The sequence below is a fragment of the Amycolatopsis nivea genome, assembly GCF_004522235.1.
GTDB classification, from domain to species: Bacteria; Actinomycetota; Actinomycetes; order Mycobacteriales; family Pseudonocardiaceae; genus Amycolatopsis; species Amycolatopsis nivea.
The window spans coordinates 204336-227240 of the sequence record NZ_SDLT01000009.1 but is presented as its reverse complement, the minus strand read 5'-3'; the positions used below and the strand labels follow the sequence as shown (position 1 = coordinate 227240).

The 22905-nt window shown below is 68.9% G+C and carries 22 protein-coding genes; 11 read left to right on the top strand and 11 right to left on the bottom strand.

Annotation, left to right across the window (positions count from 1 at the left end):
• Positions 1-30: 30 nt before the first annotated feature.
• The 3 genes from argG to EIZ44_RS13855 form a co-directional block, all read right to left on the bottom strand.
• Positions 31-1479, bottom strand: a complete 1449-nt coding sequence (gene argG / locus EIZ44_RS13865) for an argininosuccinate synthase (RefSeq protein WP_134665030.1) — start codon at positions 1477-1479, stop codon at positions 31-33.
• A gap of 78 nt (positions 1480-1557) precedes the next feature.
• On the bottom strand, positions 1558-1908 hold the full coding sequence (locus tag EIZ44_RS13860; protein WP_134728933.1) for a hypothetical protein: 351 nt from the start codon (positions 1906-1908) through the stop codon (positions 1558-1560).
• A gap of 63 nt (positions 1909-1971) precedes the next feature.
• Positions 1972-3054 (bottom strand): glycosyltransferase, encoded by a 1083-nt coding sequence (locus EIZ44_RS13855; protein ID WP_134728932.1) that lies wholly within the window; start codon positions 3052-3054, stop codon positions 1972-1974.
• Between the two features lie 104 nt (positions 3055-3158).
• Between EIZ44_RS13855 and EIZ44_RS13850 the strand changes: the two genes are divergently transcribed.
• From EIZ44_RS13850 to EIZ44_RS13830, 5 genes are read left to right on the top strand one after another with little or no spacing between them, the layout of a single operon-like run.
• Positions 3159-3446 (top strand): hypothetical protein, encoded by a 288-nt coding sequence (locus EIZ44_RS13850; protein WP_134728931.1) that lies wholly within the window; start codon positions 3159-3161, stop codon positions 3444-3446.
• On the top strand, positions 3443-4369 hold the full coding sequence (locus EIZ44_RS13845; RefSeq protein ID WP_134728930.1) for an FAD:protein FMN transferase: 927 nt from the start codon (positions 3443-3445) through the stop codon (positions 4367-4369). Before EIZ44_RS13850 ends, EIZ44_RS13845 begins: the two co-directional genes overlap by 4 nt.
• Complete coding sequence (locus EIZ44_RS13840; protein WP_134728929.1) at positions 4366-4929, top strand: ferric reductase-like transmembrane domain-containing protein; 564 nt, start codon at positions 4366-4368, stop codon at positions 4927-4929. Before EIZ44_RS13845 ends, EIZ44_RS13840 begins: the two co-directional genes overlap by 4 nt.
• Before the next feature lie 3 nt (positions 4930-4932).
• Positions 4933-6042, top strand: coding sequence for an NADH-ubiquinone oxidoreductase-F iron-sulfur binding region domain-containing protein (locus tag EIZ44_RS13835; RefSeq protein WP_134728928.1), 1110 nt, complete (start codon positions 4933-4935; stop codon positions 6040-6042).
• On the top strand, positions 6039-6236 hold the full coding sequence (locus tag EIZ44_RS13830; protein WP_037810504.1) for a ferredoxin: 198 nt from the start codon (positions 6039-6041) through the stop codon (positions 6234-6236). Before EIZ44_RS13835 ends, EIZ44_RS13830 begins: the two co-directional genes overlap by 4 nt.
• 311 nt (positions 6237-6547) lie before the next feature.
• Here EIZ44_RS13830 and EIZ44_RS13825 read toward each other — a convergent pair whose 3' ends face one another.
• On the bottom strand, positions 6548-9517 hold the full coding sequence (locus tag EIZ44_RS13825) for an AfsR/SARP family transcriptional regulator (RefSeq protein WP_134728927.1): 2970 nt from the start codon (positions 9515-9517) through the stop codon (positions 6548-6550).
• 191 nt (positions 9518-9708) lie between these two features.
• Between EIZ44_RS13825 and EIZ44_RS13820 the strand changes: the two genes are divergently transcribed.
• Positions 9709-10923, top strand: coding sequence for a hypothetical protein (locus EIZ44_RS13820; RefSeq protein ID WP_134728926.1), 1215 nt, complete (start codon positions 9709-9711; stop codon positions 10921-10923).
• A 221-nt stretch (positions 10924-11144) separates the two neighbouring features.
• Here the strand turns inward: EIZ44_RS13820 and EIZ44_RS13815 are convergent, their stop codons facing one another.
• From EIZ44_RS13815 to EIZ44_RS13790, 6 genes are all read right to left on the bottom strand, one after another.
• Positions 11145-13091 (bottom strand): tetratricopeptide repeat protein, encoded by a 1947-nt coding sequence (locus tag EIZ44_RS13815; RefSeq protein ID WP_167754115.1) that lies wholly within the window; start codon positions 13089-13091, stop codon positions 11145-11147.
• A gap of 112 nt (positions 13092-13203) precedes the next feature.
• Positions 13204-13575, bottom strand: coding sequence for a helix-turn-helix domain-containing protein (locus tag EIZ44_RS13810; protein WP_037810499.1), 372 nt, complete (start codon positions 13573-13575; stop codon positions 13204-13206).
• A gap of 217 nt (positions 13576-13792) precedes the next feature.
• Positions 13793-15061 carry a sensor histidine kinase gene (locus EIZ44_RS13805; RefSeq protein ID WP_037810497.1) on the bottom strand — a complete coding sequence of 423 codons (1269 nt, stop codon included), beginning with the start codon at positions 15059-15061 and terminating at the stop codon, positions 13793-13795.
• Between the two features lie 63 nt (positions 15062-15124).
• Complete coding sequence (locus tag EIZ44_RS13800) at positions 15125-16225, bottom strand: methyltransferase (protein ID WP_037810496.1); 1101 nt, start codon at positions 16223-16225, stop codon at positions 15125-15127.
• 173 nt (positions 16226-16398) lie between these two features.
• Complete coding sequence (locus EIZ44_RS13795) at positions 16399-17532, bottom strand: TFIIB-type zinc ribbon-containing protein (RefSeq protein ID WP_134728923.1); 1134 nt, start codon at positions 17530-17532, stop codon at positions 16399-16401.
• A 25-nt stretch (positions 17533-17557) separates the two neighbouring features.
• A complete protein-coding gene (locus tag EIZ44_RS13790) occupies positions 17558-18817 on the bottom strand; it encodes an SPFH domain-containing protein (protein ID WP_240691290.1) in 1260 nt (419 codons plus the stop codon).
• A gap of 528 nt (positions 18818-19345) precedes the next feature.
• Here EIZ44_RS13790 and EIZ44_RS13785 point away from each other — a divergent pair.
• Positions 19346-19525 (top strand): hypothetical protein, encoded by a 180-nt coding sequence (locus EIZ44_RS13785; RefSeq protein WP_134664995.1) that lies wholly within the window; start codon positions 19346-19348, stop codon positions 19523-19525.
• A 165-nt stretch (positions 19526-19690) separates the two neighbouring features.
• Here EIZ44_RS13785 and EIZ44_RS44670 read toward each other — a convergent pair whose 3' ends face one another.
• Positions 19691-19858 carry a hypothetical protein gene (locus EIZ44_RS44670; RefSeq protein ID WP_158714436.1) on the bottom strand — a complete coding sequence of 56 codons (168 nt, stop codon included), beginning with the start codon at positions 19856-19858 and terminating at the stop codon, positions 19691-19693.
• A 168-nt stretch (positions 19859-20026) separates the two neighbouring features.
• Between EIZ44_RS44670 and EIZ44_RS13780 the strand changes: the two genes are divergently transcribed.
• The 4 genes from EIZ44_RS13780 to EIZ44_RS13765 all read left to right on the top strand — a co-directional run bounded on the left by EIZ44_RS13780 (position 20027) and on the right by EIZ44_RS13765 (position 22902).
• Positions 20027-20281, top strand: a complete 255-nt coding sequence (locus tag EIZ44_RS13780; protein WP_051728752.1) for a hypothetical protein — start codon at positions 20027-20029, stop codon at positions 20279-20281.
• A 127-nt stretch (positions 20282-20408) separates the two neighbouring features.
• Positions 20409-20864: a hypothetical protein gene (locus EIZ44_RS13775; protein WP_134664993.1), complete on the top strand. Its 456-nt coding sequence runs from the start codon at positions 20409-20411 to the stop codon at positions 20862-20864.
• Positions 20865-20881: 17 nt separating this feature from the next.
• Entirely contained in the window at positions 20882-21499 is a 618-nt protein-coding gene (locus tag EIZ44_RS13770) for a DUF3558 domain-containing protein (RefSeq protein ID WP_078870352.1), read from the top strand.
• Positions 21499-22902, top strand: coding sequence for a hypothetical protein (locus tag EIZ44_RS13765; RefSeq protein WP_134728921.1), 1404 nt, complete (start codon positions 21499-21501; stop codon positions 22900-22902). Before EIZ44_RS13770 ends, EIZ44_RS13765 begins: the two co-directional genes overlap by 1 nt.
• Positions 22903-22905: the final 3 nt, after the last annotated feature.

The window sequence follows — 22905 nt, the reverse complement described above, 5'->3', positions numbered from 1 at the left end:
GCCGACGCGGGCATCCGCGGGAGAAAAGCCTCAGTCCGTGCCGGACTCCATCGCGGCGCGGTCGAGCAGTTCGACGTCGTCGGCCCGGCCGCGGGACGCGATCGTCTCGGCCCCGCCCTCGGGCATCGCGCCGATCAGGCCGGTCGAGGCCGCCTGCGCGGCGCCGATCAGCTTCGGGTGCGAGGTGCCGCCGACCATGCCGAGGCTCGCGTACTGCTCCAGCTTGGCGCGCGAGTCGGCGATGTCGAGGTTCCGCATGGTCAGCTGGCCGATCCGGTCGACCGGGCCGAACGCGGAGTCCTCGGTGCGCTCCATCGACAGCTTGTCCGGGTGGTAGCTGAACGCCGGGCCGGACGTGTCGAGGATCGAGTAGTCCTCGCCGCGCCGCAGCCGCAGCGTGACCTCGCCGGTGATCGCGGTGCCGACCCAGCGCTGCAGCGATTCGCGCAGCATCATCGCCTGCGGGTCCAGCCAGCGGCCCTCGTACATCAGCCTGCCGAGGCGGCGGCCCTCGTTGTGGTAGCTGGCGATGGTGTCCTCGTTGTGCACCGCGTTGACCAGCCGCTCGTACGCCGCGTGCAGCAGCGCCATGCCCGGGGCCTCGTAGATGCCGCGGCTCTTGGCCTCGATGATCCGGTTCTCGATCTGGTCGGACATGCCGAGCCCGTGCCGCCCGCCGATCGCGTTGGCCTCAAGGACCAGCTCGACCGAGGTGCCGAACTCCTTGCCGTTGATGGTCACCGGACGGCCCTGTTCGAAGCCGATCGTGACGTCCTCGGTCGCGATCTCGACTTCCGGGTCCCAGAACCGCACGCCCATGATCGGCTCGACGATCTCGATGCCGGTGTCGAGGTGCTCCAGCGACTTCGCCTCGTGCGTGGCGCCCCAGATGTTGGCGTCGGTGGAGTAGGCCTTCTCGGTGCTGTCGCGGTAGGGCAGGTTGTGCGCCTGCAGCCACTCCGACATCTCCTTGCGGCCGCCGAGCTCGCCGACGAACGCGGCGTCGAGCCACGGCTTGTAGATCCGCAGGCCCGGGTTGGCCAGCAGGCCGTAGCGGTAGAACCGCTCGATGTCGTTGCCCTTGTAGGTGGAGCCGTCGCCCCAGATCTGGACGTTGTCCTCGAGCATCGCGCGCACCAGCAGGGTGCCGGTGACCGCGCGGCCGAGCGGGGTGGTGTTGAAGTAGGCCCGGCCGCCGGTGCGGATGTGGAAGGCGCCGCAGGTCAGCGCGGCGAGCCCCTCTTCGACGAGGGCTTCCTTGCAGTCGACCAGCCGCGCGAGCTCCGCCCCGTAGGCGTGCGCACGGCCGGGGACGGACGCGATGTCGGGTTCGTCGTACTGGCCGATGTCGGCGGTGTAGGTGCACGGAACCGCACCCTTGTCGCGCATCCACGCCACCGCCACGGACGTGTCGAGGCCGCCGGAGAACGCGATGCCGACCCGCTCGCCGACGGGAAGGGAAGTGAGCACCTTGGACATAGGAATGATTATGCACGACGATGTATGAACGTGCATCCCCGGGTGGTGTGAACTCGCTCTCCCGGGGATTCGCGCAGGTCACCGTTCGTACAGCCGCCGGCGCCACCATGCGGAGGCGTGCCAGAGGCTGAGGGACCAAGCTGTCGGGTCGGGCAGGGTTCGTCGCCGGAAGTCGTCGTCGAGGGGAGCGAGGATCCGGCGCAGTTCCGCACGGTCGCGGCGGGGGAGGACTCGCAGGGCGGCGTCCAGGTCGTCGCGGGCGTCGACTGGATCGCAGCACGGGCAATCGGACAGCGGAAGATACAGCCAACGGCCAGGCTGGCGAAGGAAGCTCCGGTACCGGTCGAGTGCTGGGGAAACGCGTTCGGCCCACAGATCGCGGGCCTCGGGCTGGTCGGCGCGCAGCGCGCCGGGCGTCCTACGAGGCATTGCCCCTTCTGGTCGACATCATGCCGTGAGGATGCCATATCCCGCTGATGAGCGCGGCAGTGTTCAGTAAGTCCGGCCCTTCCACCCAGTTCGGCGACGGGCGGAGTCGATCGTCATAAGCGTGTACAGCGCCGCAGTGAACGGCAGCAACAGCCCCGCGACCAGCGGCTGCCGGTAGTACCGGGCGACGGGGACGAACGTCGCCGCCATCAGCAGCCAGGCGAGGGCGGCCTGCCACGAGCCGGTCAGGGCGAGCGCAGGCGGGGCGAGGAAAACGGCGATCATCCCGACGACCGTCCCGGCCAGCAGCAGCGGCGAATGCCGGAGCTGGGTGTAGGCGCTGCGGGCGACCATCTGCCACAGGTCCGCGAGCCGCGGGTACGGCCGGACGCTCCAGACCTTCGTCGCGTAACCCAGCCAAATCCGGCCGCCCGCGGACGCGACGGCACGGGCGAGTGCGACGTCGTCGATGACCGCACCGCGGATCGCGGCGATTCCGCCGGCGCGTTCGAGCACTGAGCGGCGGACGAGGACGCAACCACCGGCCGCGGCGGCGGTGCGCCAGCGCGCGGAGTTCACGCGGCGGAAGGGGTAGAGCATCGCGAAAAAGTAGACGAAAGCGGGCACGATCAGCCGCTCCCAGAACGTCGCGGTGCGCAGAACGGCCATTTGCGACACCAGATCCCGGCCGCTGGTCGCGACGAGGGCTTTCAGCGAATCGGGAGCGTGTGCGATGTCGGCGTCGGTCAGGAGGAGGAAGTCGACGTCTCCTGCCTCGCGGACGCCGTGTGCGACGGCCCAGAGTTTCCCGGTCCAGCCATCCGGTGGTTCGCCGGGGCTGGTGACGGTGAGCGGGAGTCCATTGGGGACAGTCAGCGCGCGGGCGACTTCCGCGGTGCCGTCGCTGCTGCCGTCGTCGACGAGAATCACCCTGGCGTCGCCGGGATAGCTCTGGCGAAGCAGCGTGGGCAGGGTTTCTGGCAGCAGTTCGGCCTCGTCGCGGGCTGGTACCACGATGGCGACGGACGGCCAGCGTTCCGGCCGGACCGGCTCGGGCAGTCGCTGGTCGGTGCGCCAGAACCAGCTGTGGCACAACGCGAGCCCGGCCCACACCGCCAGCGTCGCCCACGCGAGGACCGTGCTCATGCGCGGAGTGTAGTGACTGGCAGCAAACTGACAGGTCGCTCCCAGCGGACTCATAGATTCGCGGCTGAGACTGGGTGTTCCCACCACCGGAGAGGACACCCGGCATGGACCCGGACATCAGGAGAAGGCAAGCGGAACGGGCACGCGTCCGGCACCGGACTGCGCTCGTCACGGCGGTCGCGGCGGCGCTCGGAGTCGCGGCGGCAGGCGGGATCGGCTACGGGCTGACGGCGGCCGGTTCGACCAGCAGCACCACCTCGACCGACAACAGCACCACCTCGACCGACAGCGGGACGGGGTCGAGCACCTCGGACCAGGACCAGTTGCAGGCGCCCGCGCAGGATCCCGGATTCGGTTCCGGGCACGCGCACACCGGCTCGGGTGCGTCGTGACCGGGCCGTACTCGGCGGCGTTTCCCTCGCTCGGCACGACCGCGCGGGTGCTCGTCACCGAGGAGGCCGCGCTCGGCCCGGCGACTGAGCTGCTGCGGACGCGGCTCGCCGAACTCGATCGGGCATGCAGCCGATTCCGGACGGATTCGGAAATTTCGGCCCTCCACCGCGCCGCGGGCCGGGAAGTGGCGGTGAGCCCGCTGCTGGCCGACGCGCTGTCAGCTGCGTTGCGGGCCGCGTGGCTGAGCGGTGGCTTGGTCGATCCGACGGTGGGCGGGTCGATGGCGGCACTCGGCTACGACCGGGATTTCGCCGAGATCACCGACGGTCCCGCCGCGGCGCCGGTCCCCGCGCCGGGTTCGCATTGGGTGCTGTTCGAACCGGCCCGCCGGATCGTCGTGCTGCCGCGCGGCGTGATGCTGGACCTGGGCGCGACCGCGAAAGCGTTCGCCGCGGACCGAACCTCCGCCGAAATCGCCCGCCGCACTGGCTGCGGCGTGCTGGTGAACCTCGGCGGCGACATCGCGGTGGCGGGTCACGCTCCGGCAGGCGGCTGGAAGATAGCGATCGGCGACGACCACACCGACTCGATCGACTATCCGGACACGACGATCACGCTCACCAGCGGCGGCCTGGCGACCTCCGGCGTCGCCCGGCGGACCTGGCGACGCGGCGGTCGCGTGGTGCACCACATCGTCGACCCGCGCACCGGCGAATCGGCGGATCCGTGCTGGCGGACGGTATCGGTGGCGGCACAGTCCTGTGTGGACGCCAACACCGCGAGCACGGCGTCGGTCGTGTTGGGCGTTGCCGCGTTGGACTGGCTGAGGTCGCGTGGGCTGCCCGCGCGACTGGTGAGTTCGCGTGGCGCCGTCCGGACTACCGCCGGTTGGCCGGGGGATCGCCGGGAGCGTGCGTCGTGAGTTCCGCGCTCTGGTATTTCAGCCGTGCCACTGGAATTGTCTCGCTCGTGTTCTCGACGGCCGTGGTGGTGCTCGGTTTCCTCAACTCCGGACGGTTCGCGACCCGGCGCTGGCCCCGCTTCGCCCTCGCCGACCTGCACCGAAACCTCGCCCTCGCCAGCCTCGTCTTTTTGGGCGCACACATCGTCTTCGCGGTCGTCGATGGCTATGTCGACCTCAGCTGGCTTTCCGTTGTCGTCCCGTTCGTCTCGGGCTACGAACCGTTTTGGATCGGCATCGGCGCGGTCGCGGTGGATCTGCTGCTCGCCATTGTCGTGACGAGTCTCCTGCGGACTCGTATCGCGCCGCGGTTGTGGCGCGCCGTGCACTGGCTCGCCTACCTGTGCTGGCCAGTCGCGCTCGCGCACAGCGTCGGCCTGATCGCTTCCGACAGCGCCCGCCCGCTGCTCATCGCGCTCGACATCGTGTGCCTGATAGCCGTTTTGGCGGCCGCGAGCGTGCGGTTCGGCAGTACCAACCCCGACACCGAGGCCCGCCGCCTCTCTCCCCTCCAGAGGTGACTCGTGCTTCTTCCGTTGCACCGTAACAATCTTGCCGCGCATCTGTCCGTCCATGGTGGACTCCCCGCCTTGGATCGCGACGCCTTGATCCACGCAATCGACGCCGCCGGTATCCGCGGCCGAGGCGGCGCTGGCTTCCCCGCCGCGGCGAAACTGCGCTCTGTCGCACCAGGACAGTCCATTGTGGTCGCCAACGGCTGCGAGAGCGATCCCTTCAGCAGCAAAGATCGCGCGCTAATGGAGCTTGCGCCACACCTAGTGCTGGACGGTATCCAGGTCGCCGCACGAGCCGTCGGTGCTACCGAGGCTTACCTTTGCCTGCACGGAGAAAACCGAAGCGTAATGGCGGCTCTAGCCGAACGTCGCGACGCAGTTCCGGTGAAGGTCGTCGCAGTCCCGCCCCGATACGTCGCCAGCGAAGAAACCGCGCTAGTGCATTTCCTGGCCACCGGCGACGCCCGCCCGACCGGCAAATTCCCCCGTCCAACCGAACGCGGCCTGCGCGGACGCCCGACGCTAGTCCAGAATGTCGAAACCCTGGCCCGCTTCGCGCTCGTCGCCCGACCTGGCGCGGACCGCTCTGTCCACACAGACCTGGTCACCGTCACCGGAGCCGTCGCCCGCCCCGGCGTGCTGGAATTCCCTGCCGACACCCCGATCTCCGCAATCCTCGCCCGCGCCGGCGGATCCGTTACCGCACAAGCAATCCTGATCGGCGGCTACGGCGGCACCTGGATGCCCCGAGCCTTGGCCGACCCGTTGCCGCTCGGCCGCGAACCGGGATTGTCCTCGCTGCACCTGCTCCCGGAACCGAACTGCGGCCTGGAGCTGACTCGGAATATTCTCTTTGCCCTGGCTGGAGAATCAGCCCGCCAATGCGGCCCGTGCATGTTCGGATTACCGGCCATCGCCGCGGATTTCACCGACCTGCTGTCCGGAAGGGACGCAACCGGCCGCCTGGCCCGCCGCCTCCCGCTCCTCAGCGGACGCGGCGCGTGCGCCCACCCGGCCGGAGCTGTTCGCCTAGCCGCAAGCGCGTTACGCGTCTTCGCCGCCGACGTCCACGCACACCTCACGATCGGCTCGTGCCGGATGATGGCAGGTGCGGCATGAACCGCCTGACTGTGGACCCGATCGCCTGCCGCGCACACGGTTTGTGCGCGGACGTCCTGCCGGAACTGATCACAGTGGACGAATGGGGTTACCCGGTAGTACGCGGGGAATCGGTACCCGAATCGCTGCTAGCCGAGGCACGACGGGCGGCCGCGGCTTGTCCGGCGCTGGCGTTGCGGCTACGGAAATCGTAGTAGCGGCAACGCCAACGCCGGATTCAGTGGCGCATTAGCAACGCCACCACGCCGAAAGCGCTCCTGCAGCTACGGTGAACCACGGGGCATAGTCGGCGAATGATGCGACCACAAACGACAAGTCGAGCTCCTCGTGAACGTGCTAGTGATACATGCTGCGTAACATGTATGACGCAACAACCGAGCTGCCTGGGATTCCGGTGCTAGCCTCGATGAGTTTTACTCTGTGTGGCTGTCTGCCGGATGAGACAGTCTCGGCAGGGGCATCTTGTCGTAAGGACGGGTGATCTCGCTAGGCACCCCCTCTTGTGTCACCCGTTCGAGGTTGCAGAGCGGCGCGGCGCAGGCATGGCGACAGTGCGTTCTCCGTCCCTGGCCTGCGGAATCGCATGGGGATTCCCGGCCACGGCCAGCTGTTGTTCGACGCGGTCGGCCTTGGCGTCCTTGCCGCGACCCCGGTAAAAGGCGGCAGCGCGCCGCCACGCGTCGACAGCGTCTTCATGATTTCCGCGTGAGTAAAGGATTTCGGCGAACGCTTCCAAGGCTCGGGCCTGACCGGTCGCGTTGTGGGCACGTTCGGCGAGTTCGACCGCTTCCTGGGACAACCGCAGCGCGGCGCGGTCGTCCCGTTCGGCTGCGGCGAGCCGGGCCTCCACAGTGCGCAGCCGCATCGTCGCGGTGAGATCGCCGGCGATCTGGGCATGCGCCAGCTGGCAATGCCGGTGGGCAACCGCGAATTGTTCCTCTCGGAGATGGAGCTCCGCGAGCGTCGTGTAGGTCGTCGCTTGACCTGCGGTGTCACCGGTGAGCGCCCGCAGGTGGAGCGCGCGGTGGTAGTGCGGCAGTGCTTTCTCGTACTGGTCGAGTTCGGCGAGGGTCTCGCCGAGGTACTGCTCGGCCTTCGCCTCGCGGACCGCGTCGCCGTTGCGCTGCGCGTGCGTGATGCAGCGACGGAAGAGAGCGATCGCCTCCACGGGGCGTCCGGTGTGCCGGTACAACTGTGCGAAGTTGATGTTGATTGTCAACACCCCGATGGGCGATCCGTCGGCGGTGGCGAGTTCCAACGCTTGGGTCAGCGCGTGCTCGGCCGCTTTGTGGTTGCTGAGCGTGAGGTTGAGCTCGCCGAGATCATTCAGGCTCGAGGCTTCCGCGTGCGAATTGTTGTTCGCTCGCGCGGCCCGTGCGGCAATGCTGAACCCAGTGCTCATTTCGTCATAAAATCCATACCTGTCAAGGGTATCCGCAAGGAGATGCGGCAGCATGTACGCTATTTCGAAGTAATGATGCTGCTCCGCCACTGCGGCGAGTGCTATCGTATTTGTTCTCTCTCGCAAAAACCATCGCTTCGCGGCTTCCGGAGTCGTGAACTGCGTCGGACGGATGCCGGGTTCGGGATCAAGCCGCGGCGGGCGGTCGCGATACGGGTGCGCCATCCGATGCGCGTGGTACGCGGTGCTGTAGTAATGCGACAGCAAGCGCCGCAAGGGCCGCGAGTCGTGGTCTTGATCGCTGAGCGTTCGCGCGTACCGGTGGAAGATCGAGACAATCCGGTAGCGGTCCGTGTCGCCGGGCTGGTCGATCAAGTGCAACGCGACCAAGGTTTCGAGCGCTCGCCGGGTTTCCGCGGCGGGGAGGCCGGCCGCGGACAGCAAAGTGTCGACGTGGATTTCCGCACCGGGGTGGTGGCCGAAGAGCCGGAAAACGGCCTGGCTCGGAGGCTCCAGCATGCGATACGACGAGGAGAAAACGGCGCGCAGGCTCCGGTCATCGCCGTCGTCGCCAATGCTCAGCAGCATCTCCGGATCGCGCAACTGGTCAAGCATAGTGCTGAGACTCAGCCCCGGACGGCGAGCGGCGCTCTCGGCAATCAAGGTGAGCGCGAGTGGCAAGCCGTCGCAGAGGTGGGCGATTCGGCGGGCCGCGTCGGGTTCTCGTTCGCCTCGGCCGTTCAGGCGGCGGACGAACAGTTCCAGGGAATCGCGGTCGTCGAGGCGGTCGAGGCTGAGGGCGGCGAGTTCGTGTCGCCGGGTGAGTGCGCCGAGCCTGCGGCGCGAGGTGATGATCACCGAGCATTCGGACAGCACGTTCAGCAGCTGGTCGACGTGTCCGGAGTTCTCCGCGTCGTCGAGGATGACCAGGACGGACCGGTCGGTCAGCTGCTGGCGCAGGACCGCGGCGCGGGCCGTCGCGTCCACCACGTGGTCGACGGGGTAGCTGAGTTCCTGCAGGAGCCGGTCGACGATGTCTGTCGGTTCGAGGCGCGGTGCCGGGCCGAAGCCGTGCAGGTCGAGGTAGATCGTCCCGCCGGGGAACCAGTCCGCGGCGCGGTGTGCCCAGTGGACGGCGAGGCTCGTCTTTCCGATTCCGGGCGGGCCGCTGAGCACGACGGCGGGCGAGCGGGTCGGCGAGCCTGGGCGGAGCCACTGGTCCAGCGTGTCCAGTGCGCGGGTGCGGCTGATGAACCCGCGGAGGTCGCGGGGGAGCGGATGCGTCGGCGGCGCGGCCCGGCGCACCGGGGCGGCCGGCGGGTTTTCGTGGCGGTCCCGGAGTTCGTCGTGGAAGGCGCGCAGCATGGCCGTGGCGGTGTCGTCGGCGGCGTCGCGGAATCGCCGGTGTGCGTCGAGGTAGTGGGCCTGGGCCTGCTCGGACTGCCCGAGCGCGTAGTAGATCTGGAGCTGGAGCTTGACGAAAGCCAGGCGGCTGGCGTGTTCGGGGGCCAGATCCTGCATCCGCCCGGCGGCCTCGTCGGGACGGCCGAGCGTCAGCAATTGGCTCGTCAGGAATTCTCGCGCGGGAAGCAACATGGACTTTATTCGGTCCTCGCGCCAATTGTCCGCGCGTTCGGTGCGGAGCTCCGGCAGCGGTTCATCACGCCATAAGGAAAGAGCGGCTTCGGCTGATTCGCAAGCCGCTTCATGATCGCCGGAACTCGCCGCGGCGTGTGCTTTCCACATTGTTTTCCGAAAGACCGCGACATCCACGAGACCCTCGTCGAGGTCGATCAGGTAACCGTCGCCGGATCGCGCGACCGTGGCGTGCACGTCCGCTTCTTCGAGGGCGGGACGCAGCCGGTGCACCGCCTTGTACAGGGCTTCTTGCGGGTTTCCGGGCAGGTCGTCGTCCCAGAGCCACGAGATGAGGGTGTCCTGGGAAAAACGCTGGCCCGGCCGGGTGAGCAGGATTCCGAGAATATTCCGGGTTTGCCGCTGGCCCCACTGCTCGCTCATCTTCCCGTGCATCCGCACCGCAGTCTGCCCGAGAATTCCGTAGGCGAAGTCCATTCGACGCCCCTCCCTCGTCGATTGCCTAGTTTCGCATTGATCCGAGGGATCGGCGACCGCTTTCGGGATAAGGATCAGCCAGGGAATTGTCTTGTCCGGTTTCGGTCCGCTTTGTGTCCAGCGGCGGGAAGTCCCCGGTCAGGACCGCGCCGCAGCCTCGGTTCGTCGGTTTCCGGACGGAGGGGATGAAGATGGCGCACGACGTGTGGGTACGCGGTCCGATCGGTCTCGACGCCGCGTCGCGGGTGACGCGGCCGGGGTGCCGGACCGTGCTGGCGGTCGTTCCGACCGTGACGGCGGGGACGCGGCTGGTCGAACTGCTCTCGCTGCTCGAGCGGGACTTGCGGGTGCAGGTGATGTTCACTGTGCCGCACAGCACCGACCGATGGGCCGGGGTCGAGGAGTACGTGCGGGCGCAGCACGGGCTCCTGCTGCCGTGGGAGCAGGCGGTGGCGCACCGGTTCGATCTGGTGCTGGCGGCCAGTCACCGGAATCTCGACCAGGTGCGCGGACCGCTGATGCTGGTCGAGCACGGAATCGGGTCAGTCCGGCCACGCCGGTTCAGCCGCAAGGCGGGCGGGGCGACAGTCGAGACTACTGGACTGGACCGGGAGCTGATCACCTTTCGGGGGCGGGTGCTTCCGGCGGTCCTGGGCCTCGCCACCGAATCGGAGGTCGACGTTCTGCGGGAGCGGTGCCCGGAGGCAGTGCCCGCGGCGGTCGTGGCCGGTGACCTCTGCCTCGACGGGATGCGGGCGGGCATCGGCCGGCGGGAGCGATACCGCCGGGCGCTGGGCGTCGGCTCGCGACGGCTGGTGGTGCTGAGCTCGACCTGGTTCACTGACTCGGCGTTCGGCCGTGTCCCGCGGATGTACGAAGCGATCGTGAACGCACTGCCGAAAGACCGTTACGCGGTGGCGGCTGTGCTGCACCCGAACATCTGGGCGGTGCACGGACGGCGCCAGGTCACCGCCTGGCTGGACGGGTGCCGGGGCCTGCGCGTGCTCCCGCCCGAGCAAGGATGGCAGGCGACGATGATCGCGGCGGACTGGGTGATCGGCGACCACGGCTCGACCACGGGCTACGCGGCTGCCATGGGGAAGCCGGTGACGCTCGCCTCGCTGCCCGACGGACGCCCGCGCGCCGGAAGCGTCGCGGACATCGTGCGGGCGCGGACGAAGCTGCTGGCCGCGGACCAGCCGATCGAGGAGCAAGAAGAAGCCGCCGTCACCGCGGCTCCGCGGCTCGCTGCGGAGGTGCTCCCTGTCGTGAGCGCGAGGATCGACTGCTCAGCGGGGATTTTGCGGTCGGCGATGTATCAGTTGCTGAAGTTGCCCGAACCGGCCGCCCCGGCGTATCCGCCGTTGCCCGCGATGCCCCAGCCGCTGCCCGGGTGGGACGCGTGACCGCCGGCGTCGCGCGCGTTCGGCTCGCGCTGCCCGGGCGTCGCGCGATGCCGGTGCTGGTCGCGGACCTTGACCGGGCCGGGCCTCGGCAGGCAGCCAGCGCGGACGTTGTGGTCCGGGTCCGGTCCGGTGCCGCGACGAACTGCGAGGCTGACGAGCTGAGAGCGGTGTGGCCGGGAGCGATCGCCGCGGCGGTGTGCTGGCCGGGCGGGGCGGTGTGGTCAATGCGGCGGCTCGGCGGGATCCCCGCTGAGGCGGCGGGCCTCGTCGAGATGGCGCTGGGCGCTTGCCTCGTCGCCGTGACCGCGTTCGAGATCGGCGAGCGCGGTGAGGACCTCGGCCTGGAAATGCGGTGACTGGAGGCGCTTGACGCCTTCGAGTGCCTCCAGGAGTTCGGTGCGCGCCCGGCGGTAGTCGCCCCGCCGGGCATGGATCGCGGCCAGCGGGACGACCGCACGTGCGTGCTGGGCGGCGTCGTCCGCCGCCGCCATGATGGCGGCGGCTTCGGCGAGTTCCCGCATCGCTTCGTCTTCCCGCCCCAGTTTGATCAGCAGTTCGCCGCGACGGCGCCGGGCCATGCCGACGCCGCGCGGAAGCCCGATCTCGGCGTGTTTCTCCGCGCTGCGCTCGTACAGTGCCAGTGCGCCTTCGAGGTCGCCGCGGCCTCGGGCGTCCCTGGCTATCCGCGACAGCGCTGTGGCCTGCGTCGGACCGTGCTGCTCTCGGTCGCCGATCTCGAGTGCCGCGGTGTGGTGGGCGGAAGCTTTCCCGAACTGCCGAAGCCGGTCATAGACGTAGCCGACTTGACTGTGCAGCCGAGCCTCAGCCAGCGGCTGCCCGCATCGCCGAGCCGCCTCGATCCCCGCCGTGCACAATTCCAAAAACGGTTCGTAATCCCGGTAGTGCAGGAAGAATCCCCACGACGCTTCGGCGAGTTGCCACAGTTCCTCGTCCCACCCGTGTGCCGTGGCGGCTTTCGCGACGGCGTTGATGACCGGCCGGTCGCGGCGCCACCAGGTCACCGCCTGGTCGCGGTCGGCGAAAGATGCCGTCGCCGCAACGGTTTCGGCCGCGAAGGTCGGGCGGAACGGGTGGATGAGCGCGCTCGCGGTGACGGTTTGGTCCCGGTACCAGCGGATGTAGCGGCGGACGAGATAGTGCCGGTCGGCCTCGGCGTCCTGGCGTTCGGCGCGCACGCGGGCGTCGTGGCGGACGACGTCGTGCTGTGCCACGGTTTCGTCCTCCAACTCGTGGAGGAGGTTGGCTTCGATCAGCTCGTCGACGGCGTCGTCCAGGTGGGCGGGCGAGCTCTGCAGCGTGTCAGCGAGCGCATCGACGGCGTGGTGCGGGCCGGGCAGAATGCCGCAGGTTCGGTAGAGCCGGGCCGCCGAGTCGTCGAGCGCGGCGTACGAGGCGTCGAAAACCGTTGCCAGATCAGTAGAACCGCCTAGGCGTCGAGCACGTCCGCGGCGCGCTTCCTGGTGCGGGTTGCGTCTTGGCCGGACGCGCAGCCTCGCTCCGGTGATGGTGAGGGCCAGCGGGAGACCGGCGCACGCGGTCAGCAGGTTTTCCGCGTCCTCCTGGCTGATCTGCCGTTGCCCGGCCCGGCGGACGAGCACCTCGCGGGCCGGTCTGTCCGGAAGCGGGCTCAGCGGAAGGATTTCCGCGCCGTCCAGTGCGAGACTGGTCAGCTGCGACCGGCTGGTGACGAGCACGAACGCGTGCGCGCTGGACGGCAGCACGGCGCGGGCGTCGGCGCTGTGCACGACGTCGTCGAGCAGCACGGCGAACCGGCGATCCGCGGTCACCGCACGGAATTCGGCGGCCCGCTGGGCGAGCGAGGCCGGGATGTCGTCGGCGGGAATGCCCAGCGCGACAAGGAAACCGTGCAGTACGCCGCTCGCGGATTCCGCGGTTTCGGTGCCCTCGGAGGAAAATCGCGCGCAGAGGATGCCGTCGGGGAACTGGGCGCGGTGGGTGTGCAGCCAGTGCAGGGCGAGCGCCGTTTTGCCGATCCCGCCGACTCCGGTGAGCACGACGACGGACGGGGCGGGGTCGGAGCGGAGCCGGATTTCGTCCAGCCGGTCCAGTTCCGCGTTGCGGCCGAGCAGCACGGACGGCGCGGGCGGGAGCTGGACCGGCGCCCGCACCGGTCTGTCGGACGTCACCGCCCCTGGCCGCGCTTCAGTCATTCCGCACCCCCCATTATTCCTCCTTACCCGGTCCGGATGGCGAATGAAATGAAAAGCGTCAGGAATCACCCACCCCCTGGGGGAAGGATCAGTGACGTGGGGTATCGGGCTTGCGCCGATCGAGAGCGTTCTGGCCGCCATGCGGGCGGATCGTCACCTTTTCCCGCAGCAGCAAGCGACGGATCGTGCCATAGGACGCCTGATGCGCGTCCGCGATGCTCTGGATGGTCGAGCCGGATTCGTATTCCCGGACTATCCTCGGCACGTCGAGTTCGCGGCGCACGCCCTGGCGGATTTCCGGCAGCACCGCGCCTTCCTGCCGCAGCAGCCGTCCGGTCCAGCTCAGGGACAGGCCGTGCTCCCTGGCGATCTCGGTGATCGACGCGCCGGCCCGCCAGGATTCGAGCATCCGGCGATTCCGCTCGATCCGATTCGTGCGTGCCTCGTCCGGCGTGTCCATGCAGGCGCTCCCGCTGCTTGGCCCGAAGGTGATCGACCCTCCATTATCAGCGTCGCGGAGCGGGAATGTGAACCTACGAACGGGGTGCATGCGCGGCAGGGTGTTTGTCCGCAATTGGCGACACCAAGCGAGCGAGCTGAATTGAATATTCAGCAAATGGAGCAGGCCGCTCCGGAAAGCGCAGCGCTTCCCCGGAAGCGGGGTAGAATCCGCCGCGTCAGTGCGGCACCCACAGCGTGACGCGGGTCCCGTTGCCCGGCGTCGATTCCACCCGTCCGGTGCCTCCGACCTCCGCCAGCCGGGCTTCGATCGACTGCTGGATGCCGAACCCCGGACCCCGTTCGCGCACGTCGAAGCCGCGGCCCTGATCCCGTGCGACCACCGCGGTCCCGCCGTCGCGTTCCTCCACCCGGAGTACGACGCGGCTCGTCCCGGCATGTTTCACGGTGTTGCGCAGGGCCTCCCGCACCGCTTCGCACATCGCGGTGCGCCGGTCAGCGGAAAGGCGGTCGTCGTCGGCGAAGTCGGCGGCTACGAGCTGGGTGCGCAGGCCTTCGCGGGCCATCTCGGCGGCGACGTCGGCCAGTTCGACCACGAAGCTGCGCCCCTTGCGCGGTTCGATCGGCTCGGTGATGCTCCGGCGGAGTTCGGCCGCCTCGGCGTGCGCGACCGAGCGCAGCTGGGCCAGCCGTTCGGCGGCGTGGTCGGCGTCGTCGGACGGGGCGATGGCGAGCGCCTCCAGGGTCTGCAGCACGCTGTCGTGCAGCAGCCGCTGGGTGCGCCTGCGTTCGGCCTCCTGACCGCGGCGCAGGCCGATGTCCAGGGCGAATCGGGTGCCGACGCCCAGCAGCACCAGGATCCCGCACGCCACCACGATCGACACCGCCAGCGCGACCAGGCAGCCGATCGACCGGCTGATCGCGAGCGGATCGTCAAGCCGCAGCCCGCCCGCCACGGTCAGCAGGACGCGTACCGGGACCGCCGCGGCGAGCAGCAGCACGGCGGCGGGCAGGCCGGACGTCCCGGCCCACATCGCGACCGAGCCGACCAGCCACGTCCAGGTGACGTCGATCGCGAACGGCTGCACCGCGTCCGGGGCCAGCACCGCGATCAGCAGGTTCAGCGCCAGCCCCGCAGCGAGGTCGACGGTGAGCACCCGCCGCGTGCGCCGCGCGGGCAGGCCGCCGGAGCGCAGCAGCCACCACAGGAACCCGGCGTTCGCGGCGACGCCCAGCACGGCCGCGGGCAGCACCGGGAACAACCCGGTGCTGCCGTTGGCCGCGGCGAAGCCGATGAACACCTTCACGAACGCGGCGATCCGGTAGGCGACCGGGACGACGACCCAGTACCGCGCGGCGCGCGCCAGCGTCGCGTCACCGACCTCGGCGAGGTCCCCGCCTGCGTCCGGCCGCTCCGGCGGGCTGCCGCGGTGCAGCAGCGTCCGCACGAATTCCCGCCGCGGTACGGCAAAACCCGGTACGGGCATCGTCCCTCCCCGTGTCTTCGGCGAGGATATTCGATTGGTGTAGTCCAGCGTGGAAACGCCGGGTCACGCTCTGGACATGGTCAACCGCCACAGGATCGTGCGTTCCCGGGAACGTGCCGCGTGCAGCGGATCGGCACTGTCCGTGGCGCGTCGGTGCCGTGGCGTGGTTTCGCGGCGTCCCACGACCTTGAGACCAGCGGCGGAGATCCGGTCGAGCAGTTCGGCACGCGTCCGCAGACCGAGGTGTTCGGCGAGGTCCGACAGGATCAGCCAGCCTTCCCCGCGCGGCGTCAGATGCTCGGGCAGACCGTCGAGAAACCGGTGCAGCATGGCGGACGAGGCGTCGTAGATCCCGAGTTCCAGCGCCGAGGCCGGGTTTCCGGGCAGCCAGGGCGGATTGCAGACGACCAGGTCAGCGCGCCGGTCGGTGGGCCACAGGTCGGTTTCGCGGACCTGGACCCGATCGGACAGGCCGAGCCGGCGCAGGTTGTCCCGCGCGCAGCGCACGGCGCGCGGGTTGAGGTCGGTCGCCACCACTTCGGCGGCGCCCCGCCGGGCCAGGATGGCGGCGAGCACGCCGGTACCGGTGCCGAGATCGAATACGACCGGAGACCCCTTGCCCGGCAACGGTTCCTGTGCGACGAGGTCGAGGTATTCGCTCCGTGTCGGCGCGAACACGCTATACGACGGATACAACCGCGCGCCTAATGCGTTGATATGGATGCCTTTCTGATGCCATTGATAAGCGCTCAGGGCGCCGAGCAGCTCACGCAACGAAAGCAGCGTGCCGGGTAAACCGCCGAACGCGTGCTCGCAGGCGGCTTGGATGTCGGGGGCTCGGCGGAGCTGAAGCGAATGGTCGGCTTCCACGGAGACCAGGACTTTTCCGAGCAGCGCCGCGCGTTCTGCCCGAGCGGCGCGCACCTCGGCGAAAGATCCCGCGCGCTGCGGGAGCCGCCGGTCCATGGCGCGCACGAGCTGTCGTGCGTTGGGGAAGTCGCCGCGCCACAGCATTCCGGTGCCAGCGCGCGCGAAACGCAGTGCGGCGGCAGCGGTCAGCCGGTCATCGACGACGACAATGCGGCCCGGCGGCGGAGTTCCGTTTCCGGAATGCCAACGGGCGGTGCGGGTGGTTTCGTTTTCGGTCCACGTGACGGTGGACATGAATGCTCCCGGGAAGGGTCGAAGGGCCAGTCAGCCGTCGACGCTTCGCAGAGAGCAGGCGAGGATTCCCGCCGGTCAAGACAGCGGCGAACCCGCGTGCTCCCGCGAAACGCGGGAGCGGCGGTCGCCGAGAACCATGCCCATCAGCACGGCACATCACTTCCTTCGAAAACTCAGTGGTGCGTAACGGAATGGTGCGTGGTGCCGGTGCTGTGGCCCTTCGTCGCGATCAAGTAGACGATCACCGCGATCACGATCAGCGCGAGCACCGCCGCGATGGCGATCTTGACCTTGCTCCACGGACGCTGGCCGTGGATCTCGCCGGTGCGGCCGTTGACGAGGATCTGCCAGTTCTTCCCGGCGTACACATAGGTCGCGACCCATACCGGCAGCAGCATCAGCTTGAAGGTGACGTTGTTGTGCTGCGTGTCGACCGAGTTCAGCCGCTGCGTGTCGCCGCCGATGTCGTACTTGCAGTCGTCGGCGATGACCGGGGCCATTCGGTTCTTCGCCTCTTCGAAGCCGTTCTCCGGTTCGACGTCGTACCGCAGCGCGAAGTGCCCGGAGAGGAATTGCGGCTGGTACGGCGCGGAATCGAGCAGCGGCCACGGCGCGAGCTTGTCCAGCTCCGGCAGCGGCAGCTGGGTGCTCGCCGGCACCAGGACGTCGTCGAAGTTCCGCGCGACCTGCCCGCGCGCCGGGTACCAGCGGGTATGCCGCACCTGGCGCGTCTTGCGCTCGCCGTTGTCGTAGTAGGTCTCGGTGACGTAGTAGTACTCGCCGCGCGCGCCGGTGTACACGGACACGGTCTGCGAGTCATACGTCCAGTGCGGGATGTACGTGCTCTTCGTGGACTCCGCCGTGGTGACCTTCTTCAGCGCGGTCGGCGCGAACCAGCGCGAAGACGTCCACTTCTTCAGATGCGTGCTCACCGCGGGCCGGTCGAACGCGAACGGCAGCACGCCTTCGGGCACCAGCTGGCCGGACGCGCCCGGGTCGATCACCAGCGGCGCGCCGCAGAACTGGCACATGCTGGCGGTCTCGTTGGTTTCCGTCCTCGCCGCGCATCGCTGGCACACGAAGACGTACTTGCCGATCGACCCGACTGGCTTGCGCGCGAGGTTCGCCAGCTCGGCGAACGGGATCTCGCGGATCTGCCGCTCCCCGGCGGCGATCTCCTGCCGGAACCCGCAGTACGGGCACTGCATCGCGGTCGTGCCCGGCGCGAACTCCAGCCGCGCGCCGCAACCGCCGCACGGATAGGTCGTGTTGGCCACGCCTTCCTGCTGGAAGCGCGGGTCAGTCATGGGTCCCCCAGATGGTCGGCGCGGCTCAGGACGGCGGCAGCGGCGGCGGGGCCGCGCCGAACAGCGCCGACACCTCCGGCACCTGCGCGGCCGGGGTCCACTGCGCCATGCCTGCCTTCCACACCAGGGTGTCCCGGGCGAGCGTGCCCGAGGAGATCTGCTGGCCGAGGCCCGCGCGGTCGAACGGGCCGAGCTGCTGGCCGTTCGCGCCGACGAACCACTGCTCGCTCTGCGGCAGCGGCGGCGGCATCTGCGGCGGGGCCTGCTGCTGGTACTGCGGCTGCTGCGGGGCCTGCTGGTACTGCTGGGGAGCCTGTTGCTGGTACTGCTGCGGGGCGGGCTGCTGCTGCGGTCCGGCCGCGCGCTGGCCGAGCGCCATGCCGAGGCCGATGCCCAGTCCCTCGCCCGCGCCGCCCTGGTTGTTCGCCGCCGCCTCGATCGCGTTCGCGGACTGGAACTTCGTGTACTGGTCGAGGTCGCCGACGACCCCCATCTGGGTCCGCTTGTCCATCGCGGCCTCGACCTCGGGCGGGACCGAGATGTTCTCGATCATGAACTTCGAGATCTCGATGCCGACCTCGCGCAGTTCGAGGTTCAGCGCGTTCGCGATCTTGCCCGCGATCTGGTCCTGCTGGGTGACCAGGTCGAGCATCGGCACCTGGGCCGCGGCGATCGCGGGCCCGAGCTTGCTGATGACCATGCTGCGCAGGTAGTCCGACACCTCTTCGGTGCGGAACTGCGGGTCGGTGCCCGCCAGTTCCTTCAGCAGCGCGACCGGCTCGACCACGCGGACCGCGTAGCCGCCGAACGCGCGCAGCCGGACCATGCCGAACTCGGCGTCGCGCAGGATGACCGGGTTCTGCGTGCCCCATTTGAGGTCGGTGAACTGCCGGGTGTTGACGAAGTACACCTCGGCCTTGAACGGCGAGTTGAAGCCGTACTTCCAGCCCTTGAGGGTGGACATGATCGGCATGTTCTGCGTCTGCAGCGTGTACATGCCCGGCGGATAGGCGTCGGCGACCTGGCCCTCGTTGACGAACACCGCGGCCTGCGACTCGCGCACGGTGAGCTTGGCGCCCATCTTGATCTCGTTGTCGTAGCGCGGGAAGCGCCACACGATGGTGTCCCGGCTGTCGTCGGTCCACTCGATGATGTCGATGAACTCGCCGCGGATCTTGTCGAAGATGCCCACGTCTGACCCCTCGTCGCGTTGCCTCGTGCCCGCGGGCCACAGTACCGTGCCCGCCCCGCCGCGGATCACTCCGGCGCGGCGGCCTCCTGCCAAGCGTCCTGCTTTTGGCACTTCAAGGCGCTGGCCAGGGCGTTGCTGCAGAATTATCCGTCTGACCTGCGGTTTTAGTCCGGTTAGTTCTGGTTGAGTCCGGGCTGATCCGTACCTGTGACGGCCTGGGAGTTGCGGGTCGCCCGGTCGCTGCGAGGGCTCAAGATGAGGATTTCTTGCCCTGTGCGGAGCGACAGTGCGGCCTACCCGCGGCTGATCGCCGTTCGTCATCCCGCCGCCTCCGTAGGTGGGTTGTCCGGTTGATCCAATGGGCCATTCGGCGCCGTGTGGTCGGTATGGGCGGAGGAACGGTTTTCGATCTGCGGCGCACGGGGAGCGCTCAGCGGCTCGTGAGAAGCGGTGAGCGCGGGTTTCGCGGGGGTTGCGGTGGCCGGTGCTGTGGGCAGTATCGGCGCTGGCCTTGGCGGCTGCGGCGGTGTTGAGGCTGCGGGAACGGCGCGAGCAAACCCTGGTCGCGCTGGGGCTCGCGCGGCGACGGTCGCGGGCGGGGCGGTCATGTTGGGGGTCTCGGTGGCTGAGGAGAAACGGCAGGAACAAGCCGTCTTGGACCAGCAGCATCAGACCTTGGTGGCGCGGATTCTGCCCCGCGCGCCGGGCAGCATGGTGAACTTCTTGGTTGAGAAAATCGCCTATCCGACGCCGGACGCGGTTTCCTCGGCGTGCTTCGTTTGGTGGACGCGTGCCGTCTGACGTTCGACGCGCTGACCGACGACACCCCACACGCCGAGGCCGGTTCCCAGTTCGGGCGCTTGACCCTGCAACAACAGGGCGAAGCGTCGCGGATCGTGGCCTGTCAGCCGTGCCGGTAACGCGGATGCAGGCCGTCCTTGAGCGCGTCGCTCAGACCCAGCGTGGTCAGTTTGGTGGCGACCGCGGGGGCAGCACCAGTCCGGACTTGGTGGCTGCGGCGGCTTTGCTGAGCAGGGCCCAGGCGGATTCCATGCTGAAGTAGCTGACCTTGGTGAGATCGACAACGACGGTCGCGGACGCACGCGCGAGGGCTTCGTCCAGCGCCGAGGACAACGCAGCGGGGTCCGTTCTTCGTCGTGGGTTCGGACGGTGACGGTTTCCTGGTCGGGCGTGCTGAGTTTGATCGCGCCGTCGTCTGCGGGCTGCGGCGCTGGCTGTTCTGTCCGGTGATGGTCGACGTTCTGCGCGCCCCGCCGTTTCGGCAGGCGTTAGCGTGGAGAAATGGGCCGCCCGAGCGATACCGGCGACGGCGCGGAAATCGAGTGCGGCGCGCCGTATCCGGCCGATATGCGAGAGAAGGCGGTGTGGCTCCGGCAGACGATGGGCCAGGCGGCTGACGTGCTGGCCGCGCAGGGACTCGCGCATGACGAGATGCTGGCGGCTGGTGGTCCGGCCAATTCCCGTGCGTGGGTCGAGTACGAGGCCATGACGCGCCGTCACGCCGAGTTGCTGCTTAGGGACCCGTCTCCAGAGTGACGCACGCCCTTTTTCGGTGAACCGGTCACCCCTGCGTGACGGGTCCACTACGGTGATTCTAGGCAAGTTGCCCATGGATCGGAGAACTGTCCTTGGGCGGGCGCAGGTCATACGAGGGGTGGGCGCAGTGTCGCAACCTGGACAGCAACCGGGGTGGCTCGACGGGCTGTACTTCAACATCGGCGATGCGTTCAGCGCTGGGGACGCGGCCGGTGCCGCGATGGGCGGTGCGCCCAGCGGCCAGGGATTCACGATGAGCCGCGACGACGCAGCGGCGATGCTCACGCTGGCCAAGACCGTCCGAGAACACTTCCGCGACATGCGCCCTGAGGCGAATGAGCTGACCCGGCTGACGTCTCCGGCGGACGAGCCGACCAGCAACGGCTACACCAAACTCCTGGTCAACGAGGGCGAACCGAAGGGCGCGTTCGTCACGGGCAGGGACCAGGTCGACCAGGAGTTCGCCTATGCCGACGAGCTGGTGAAGCGGCTGGAGAAGGCGCTCGGGATCACCGAGTCGTCGGATGAGCAGGCAGCGACCGACGTCAAGAACGCAGGTAAGCAGGAAGGGGGGTTCGCGTGAGGACTGGCCGAACGCTCATGTCTGTACTGGGCGCGGCTGCGGTTGTGTCGGTTGCTGCCGGATGCTCTGGTGGTCCGGCGGCTGCTCCGGCGACTACCGCGTCGACGTCCTCGTCCGCGGCTGATGTGGCGTTGCCGCACAGCGGTGCGCCGAAGGTCGAGCATCCGCTGCCCGCGTCGGTGCTGTCCGGGCAGCCCTGCCAGGAGGCGCTGACCTCTGACCAGCTCAGCCAGATCTTCGGCACGGTGCCGCAAGGCAAACCGGACACCCTTGGCGGAATTGGTCCCGAGTGCAAATGGAACAACCTCGACTCGGGTGCAGGGCTGTCGGTTTTCTACGTGACGCAGCCGCACGACGGGCTCAGCGGCCTGTACCAGAACACGAAACCACAGGCCAAGGTCTGGCGGGAGCTGTCGCCCATTCAAGGGTTTCCGGCTGTCGCGAATTCGACGTTCAGCTCGGGCACTCAAACTGGCTTCTGCCAGGTGAGTGTGGGCATCTCGGACGAGTTGACGGTCGATGCTTCACTGACTCCCAGCGATGCCAAGAGGGCCAGCGGGGCTGATCCGTGTGAGTTGTCGGCGCGCGTGGCGGACATGGTGGTCTCGAACCTGAAGCGCAAGGCGGGTGCGTGATGGGGTTTTTCGAGATGCTTGGTGACGCGGCGAAAGCCGTGGGCGGGGCGATCGAAGACGCCGCGGACTGGGTCGGGGATCGGGCCAGCGACGTGGGCCATTGGTTCGGCGATCTCTACCACGGGAACCTTGGTGACCAAGCCGTTCCGGCGCCGGAGCTGGTGGCGAAGATCCTGGCCAGCCAGGGCGCCCAGAGCTGGCATCAGGGCGCGCAGCAGGCCACGGGCCTGGCGGGCAAGCATGACCAGGCCGGTGCCTGGGTGCAGCAGTTGAGCGCGGGCCTGGAGTCTGCGTGGACCGGGGGCGGTGCGGACGCCGCGCAGGCGCGGATCAACCCGTTCGCCGACGCCACCACGGCCGCCGCGCAGACCTACACCGGCAATGGGCAGAACCTGACCGATCTCGCGCACGGGTTCGACTCCATGAAGCAGAGTTTGCAGCCGATGCCGGGTGCTCCGCCGCACAAGAACCTCTGGGACGAGGCGACCTGGTGGAACACCGACACCGAAGACCAGATCAACCAGTACAACAAGACGGCTCAGGACAACCTCGACAAGTACCACGGCTACACCCAGCACGCCCAGACCAGCGGGCAAGGGCTCAAGAGCGACTACGGCCAGCTGAGCGGGTTCGACGGCGACGTGACCGTATCCGAGCCCGACAAACACAAGACGGGCGGTCCGGACGACGGGCACGGACCCGACGGCCGCTCCCGCTCAGGTTTCGGGCCGTCGCGCACAGGCGGGCCTTCGGAGACCGGCGGGCCGTCGAGCACGTTCACCCCGAGCTACCCCGGCAGCATCCCTCCTCCATCAGGTTCGGGCAGCCACCTGCCGACCTACCAGCCGCCGAGCCATCCGGTGGGGACTGGGCCGGGCGACGGCACGACGGCAGCAGGGTGGACGCCGCCGGACGCCACTCGGACCACCGGTCCGGGCTCGGGCTGGGTTCCCTCGCCCTCGATCCCGGGCGGCGGCACCGGCGGCGGCACCGGCGGCGGGAGCTCGTGGACGCCGGGGCTGGCTGGCGGATTCGGTCCGACCGGCGGATTCTCCGGGAGCGGTGGAGCCTCCGAGACCGGCGGTTCCAGTGGTCGAGGGGGAAGCGCCGCAGGTCGGCTGGGCGCCGGATCAGGTACCGGTGGTGCGGCCGAGGGCGCGGCGGGGAGAACCTCATCCGCAGCCGGCGCCGGGATTCGCGGCGCGGCCGGGGCCAAAGGATCGGCCGGAATGGGCGGCATGGGTGCCGGGGGCGGCAAGGGCAAGGGCGAAGAGGACAAGGAGCACCAGCGCAAGTACGGGCTGGAAGACGATTCCGCGTTCGACATCACCGACGACGAGGACGGCCGGTTGCGTGACTTCCGCACCGGACTCCCGCCGACTCCTCCGACCATTGGCGGCTGAAAC

What these genes read in the sequence shown, in the direction of transcription:
- EIZ44_RS13820 (WP_134728926.1), top strand. Translation starts at nt 9,709, where the DNA reads ATGGCGCACGACGTGTGGGTACGCGGTCCGATCGGTCTCGACGCCGCG.
- EIZ44_RS13805 (WP_037810497.1), bottom strand. Translation starts at nt 15,061, where the DNA reads ATGCCCGTACCGGGTTTTGCCGTACCGCGGCGGGAATTCGTGCGGACG.
- EIZ44_RS13810 (WP_037810499.1), bottom strand. Translation starts at nt 13,575, where the DNA reads ATGGACACGCCGGACGAGGCACGCACGAATCGGATCGAGCGGAATCGC.
- EIZ44_RS13765 (WP_134728921.1), top strand. Translation starts at nt 21,499, where the DNA reads ATGGGGTTTTTCGAGATGCTTGGTGACGCGGCGAAAGCCGTGGGCGGG.
- EIZ44_RS13860 (WP_134728933.1), bottom strand. Translation starts at nt 1,908, where the DNA reads ATGCCTCGTAGGACGCCCGGCGCGCTGCGCGCCGACCAGCCCGAGGCC.
- argG (WP_134665030.1), bottom strand. Translation starts at nt 1,479, where the DNA reads ATGTCCAAGGTGCTCACTTCCCTTCCCGTCGGCGAGCGGGTCGGCATC.
- EIZ44_RS13825 (WP_134728927.1), bottom strand. Translation starts at nt 9,517, where the DNA reads ATGGACTTCGCCTACGGAATTCTCGGGCAGACTGCGGTGCGGATGCAC.
- EIZ44_RS13830 (WP_037810504.1), top strand. Translation starts at nt 6,039, where the DNA reads ATGAACCGCCTGACTGTGGACCCGATCGCCTGCCGCGCACACGGTTTG.
- EIZ44_RS13770 (WP_078870352.1), top strand. Translation starts at nt 20,882, where the DNA reads ATGTCTGTACTGGGCGCGGCTGCGGTTGTGTCGGTTGCTGCCGGATGC.
- EIZ44_RS13855 (WP_134728932.1), bottom strand. Translation starts at nt 3,054, where the DNA reads ATGAGCACGGTCCTCGCGTGGGCGACGCTGGCGGTGTGGGCCGGGCTC.
- EIZ44_RS13780 (WP_051728752.1), top strand. Translation starts at nt 20,027, where the DNA reads ATGGGCCGCCCGAGCGATACCGGCGACGGCGCGGAAATCGAGTGCGGC.
- EIZ44_RS13795 (WP_134728923.1), bottom strand. Translation starts at nt 17,532, where the DNA reads ATGACTGACCCGCGCTTCCAGCAGGAAGGCGTGGCCAACACGACCTAT.
- EIZ44_RS13850 (WP_134728931.1), top strand. Translation starts at nt 3,159, where the DNA reads ATGGACCCGGACATCAGGAGAAGGCAAGCGGAACGGGCACGCGTCCGG.
- EIZ44_RS13800 (WP_037810496.1), bottom strand. Translation starts at nt 16,225, where the DNA reads ATGTCCACCGTCACGTGGACCGAAAACGAAACCACCCGCACCGCCCGT.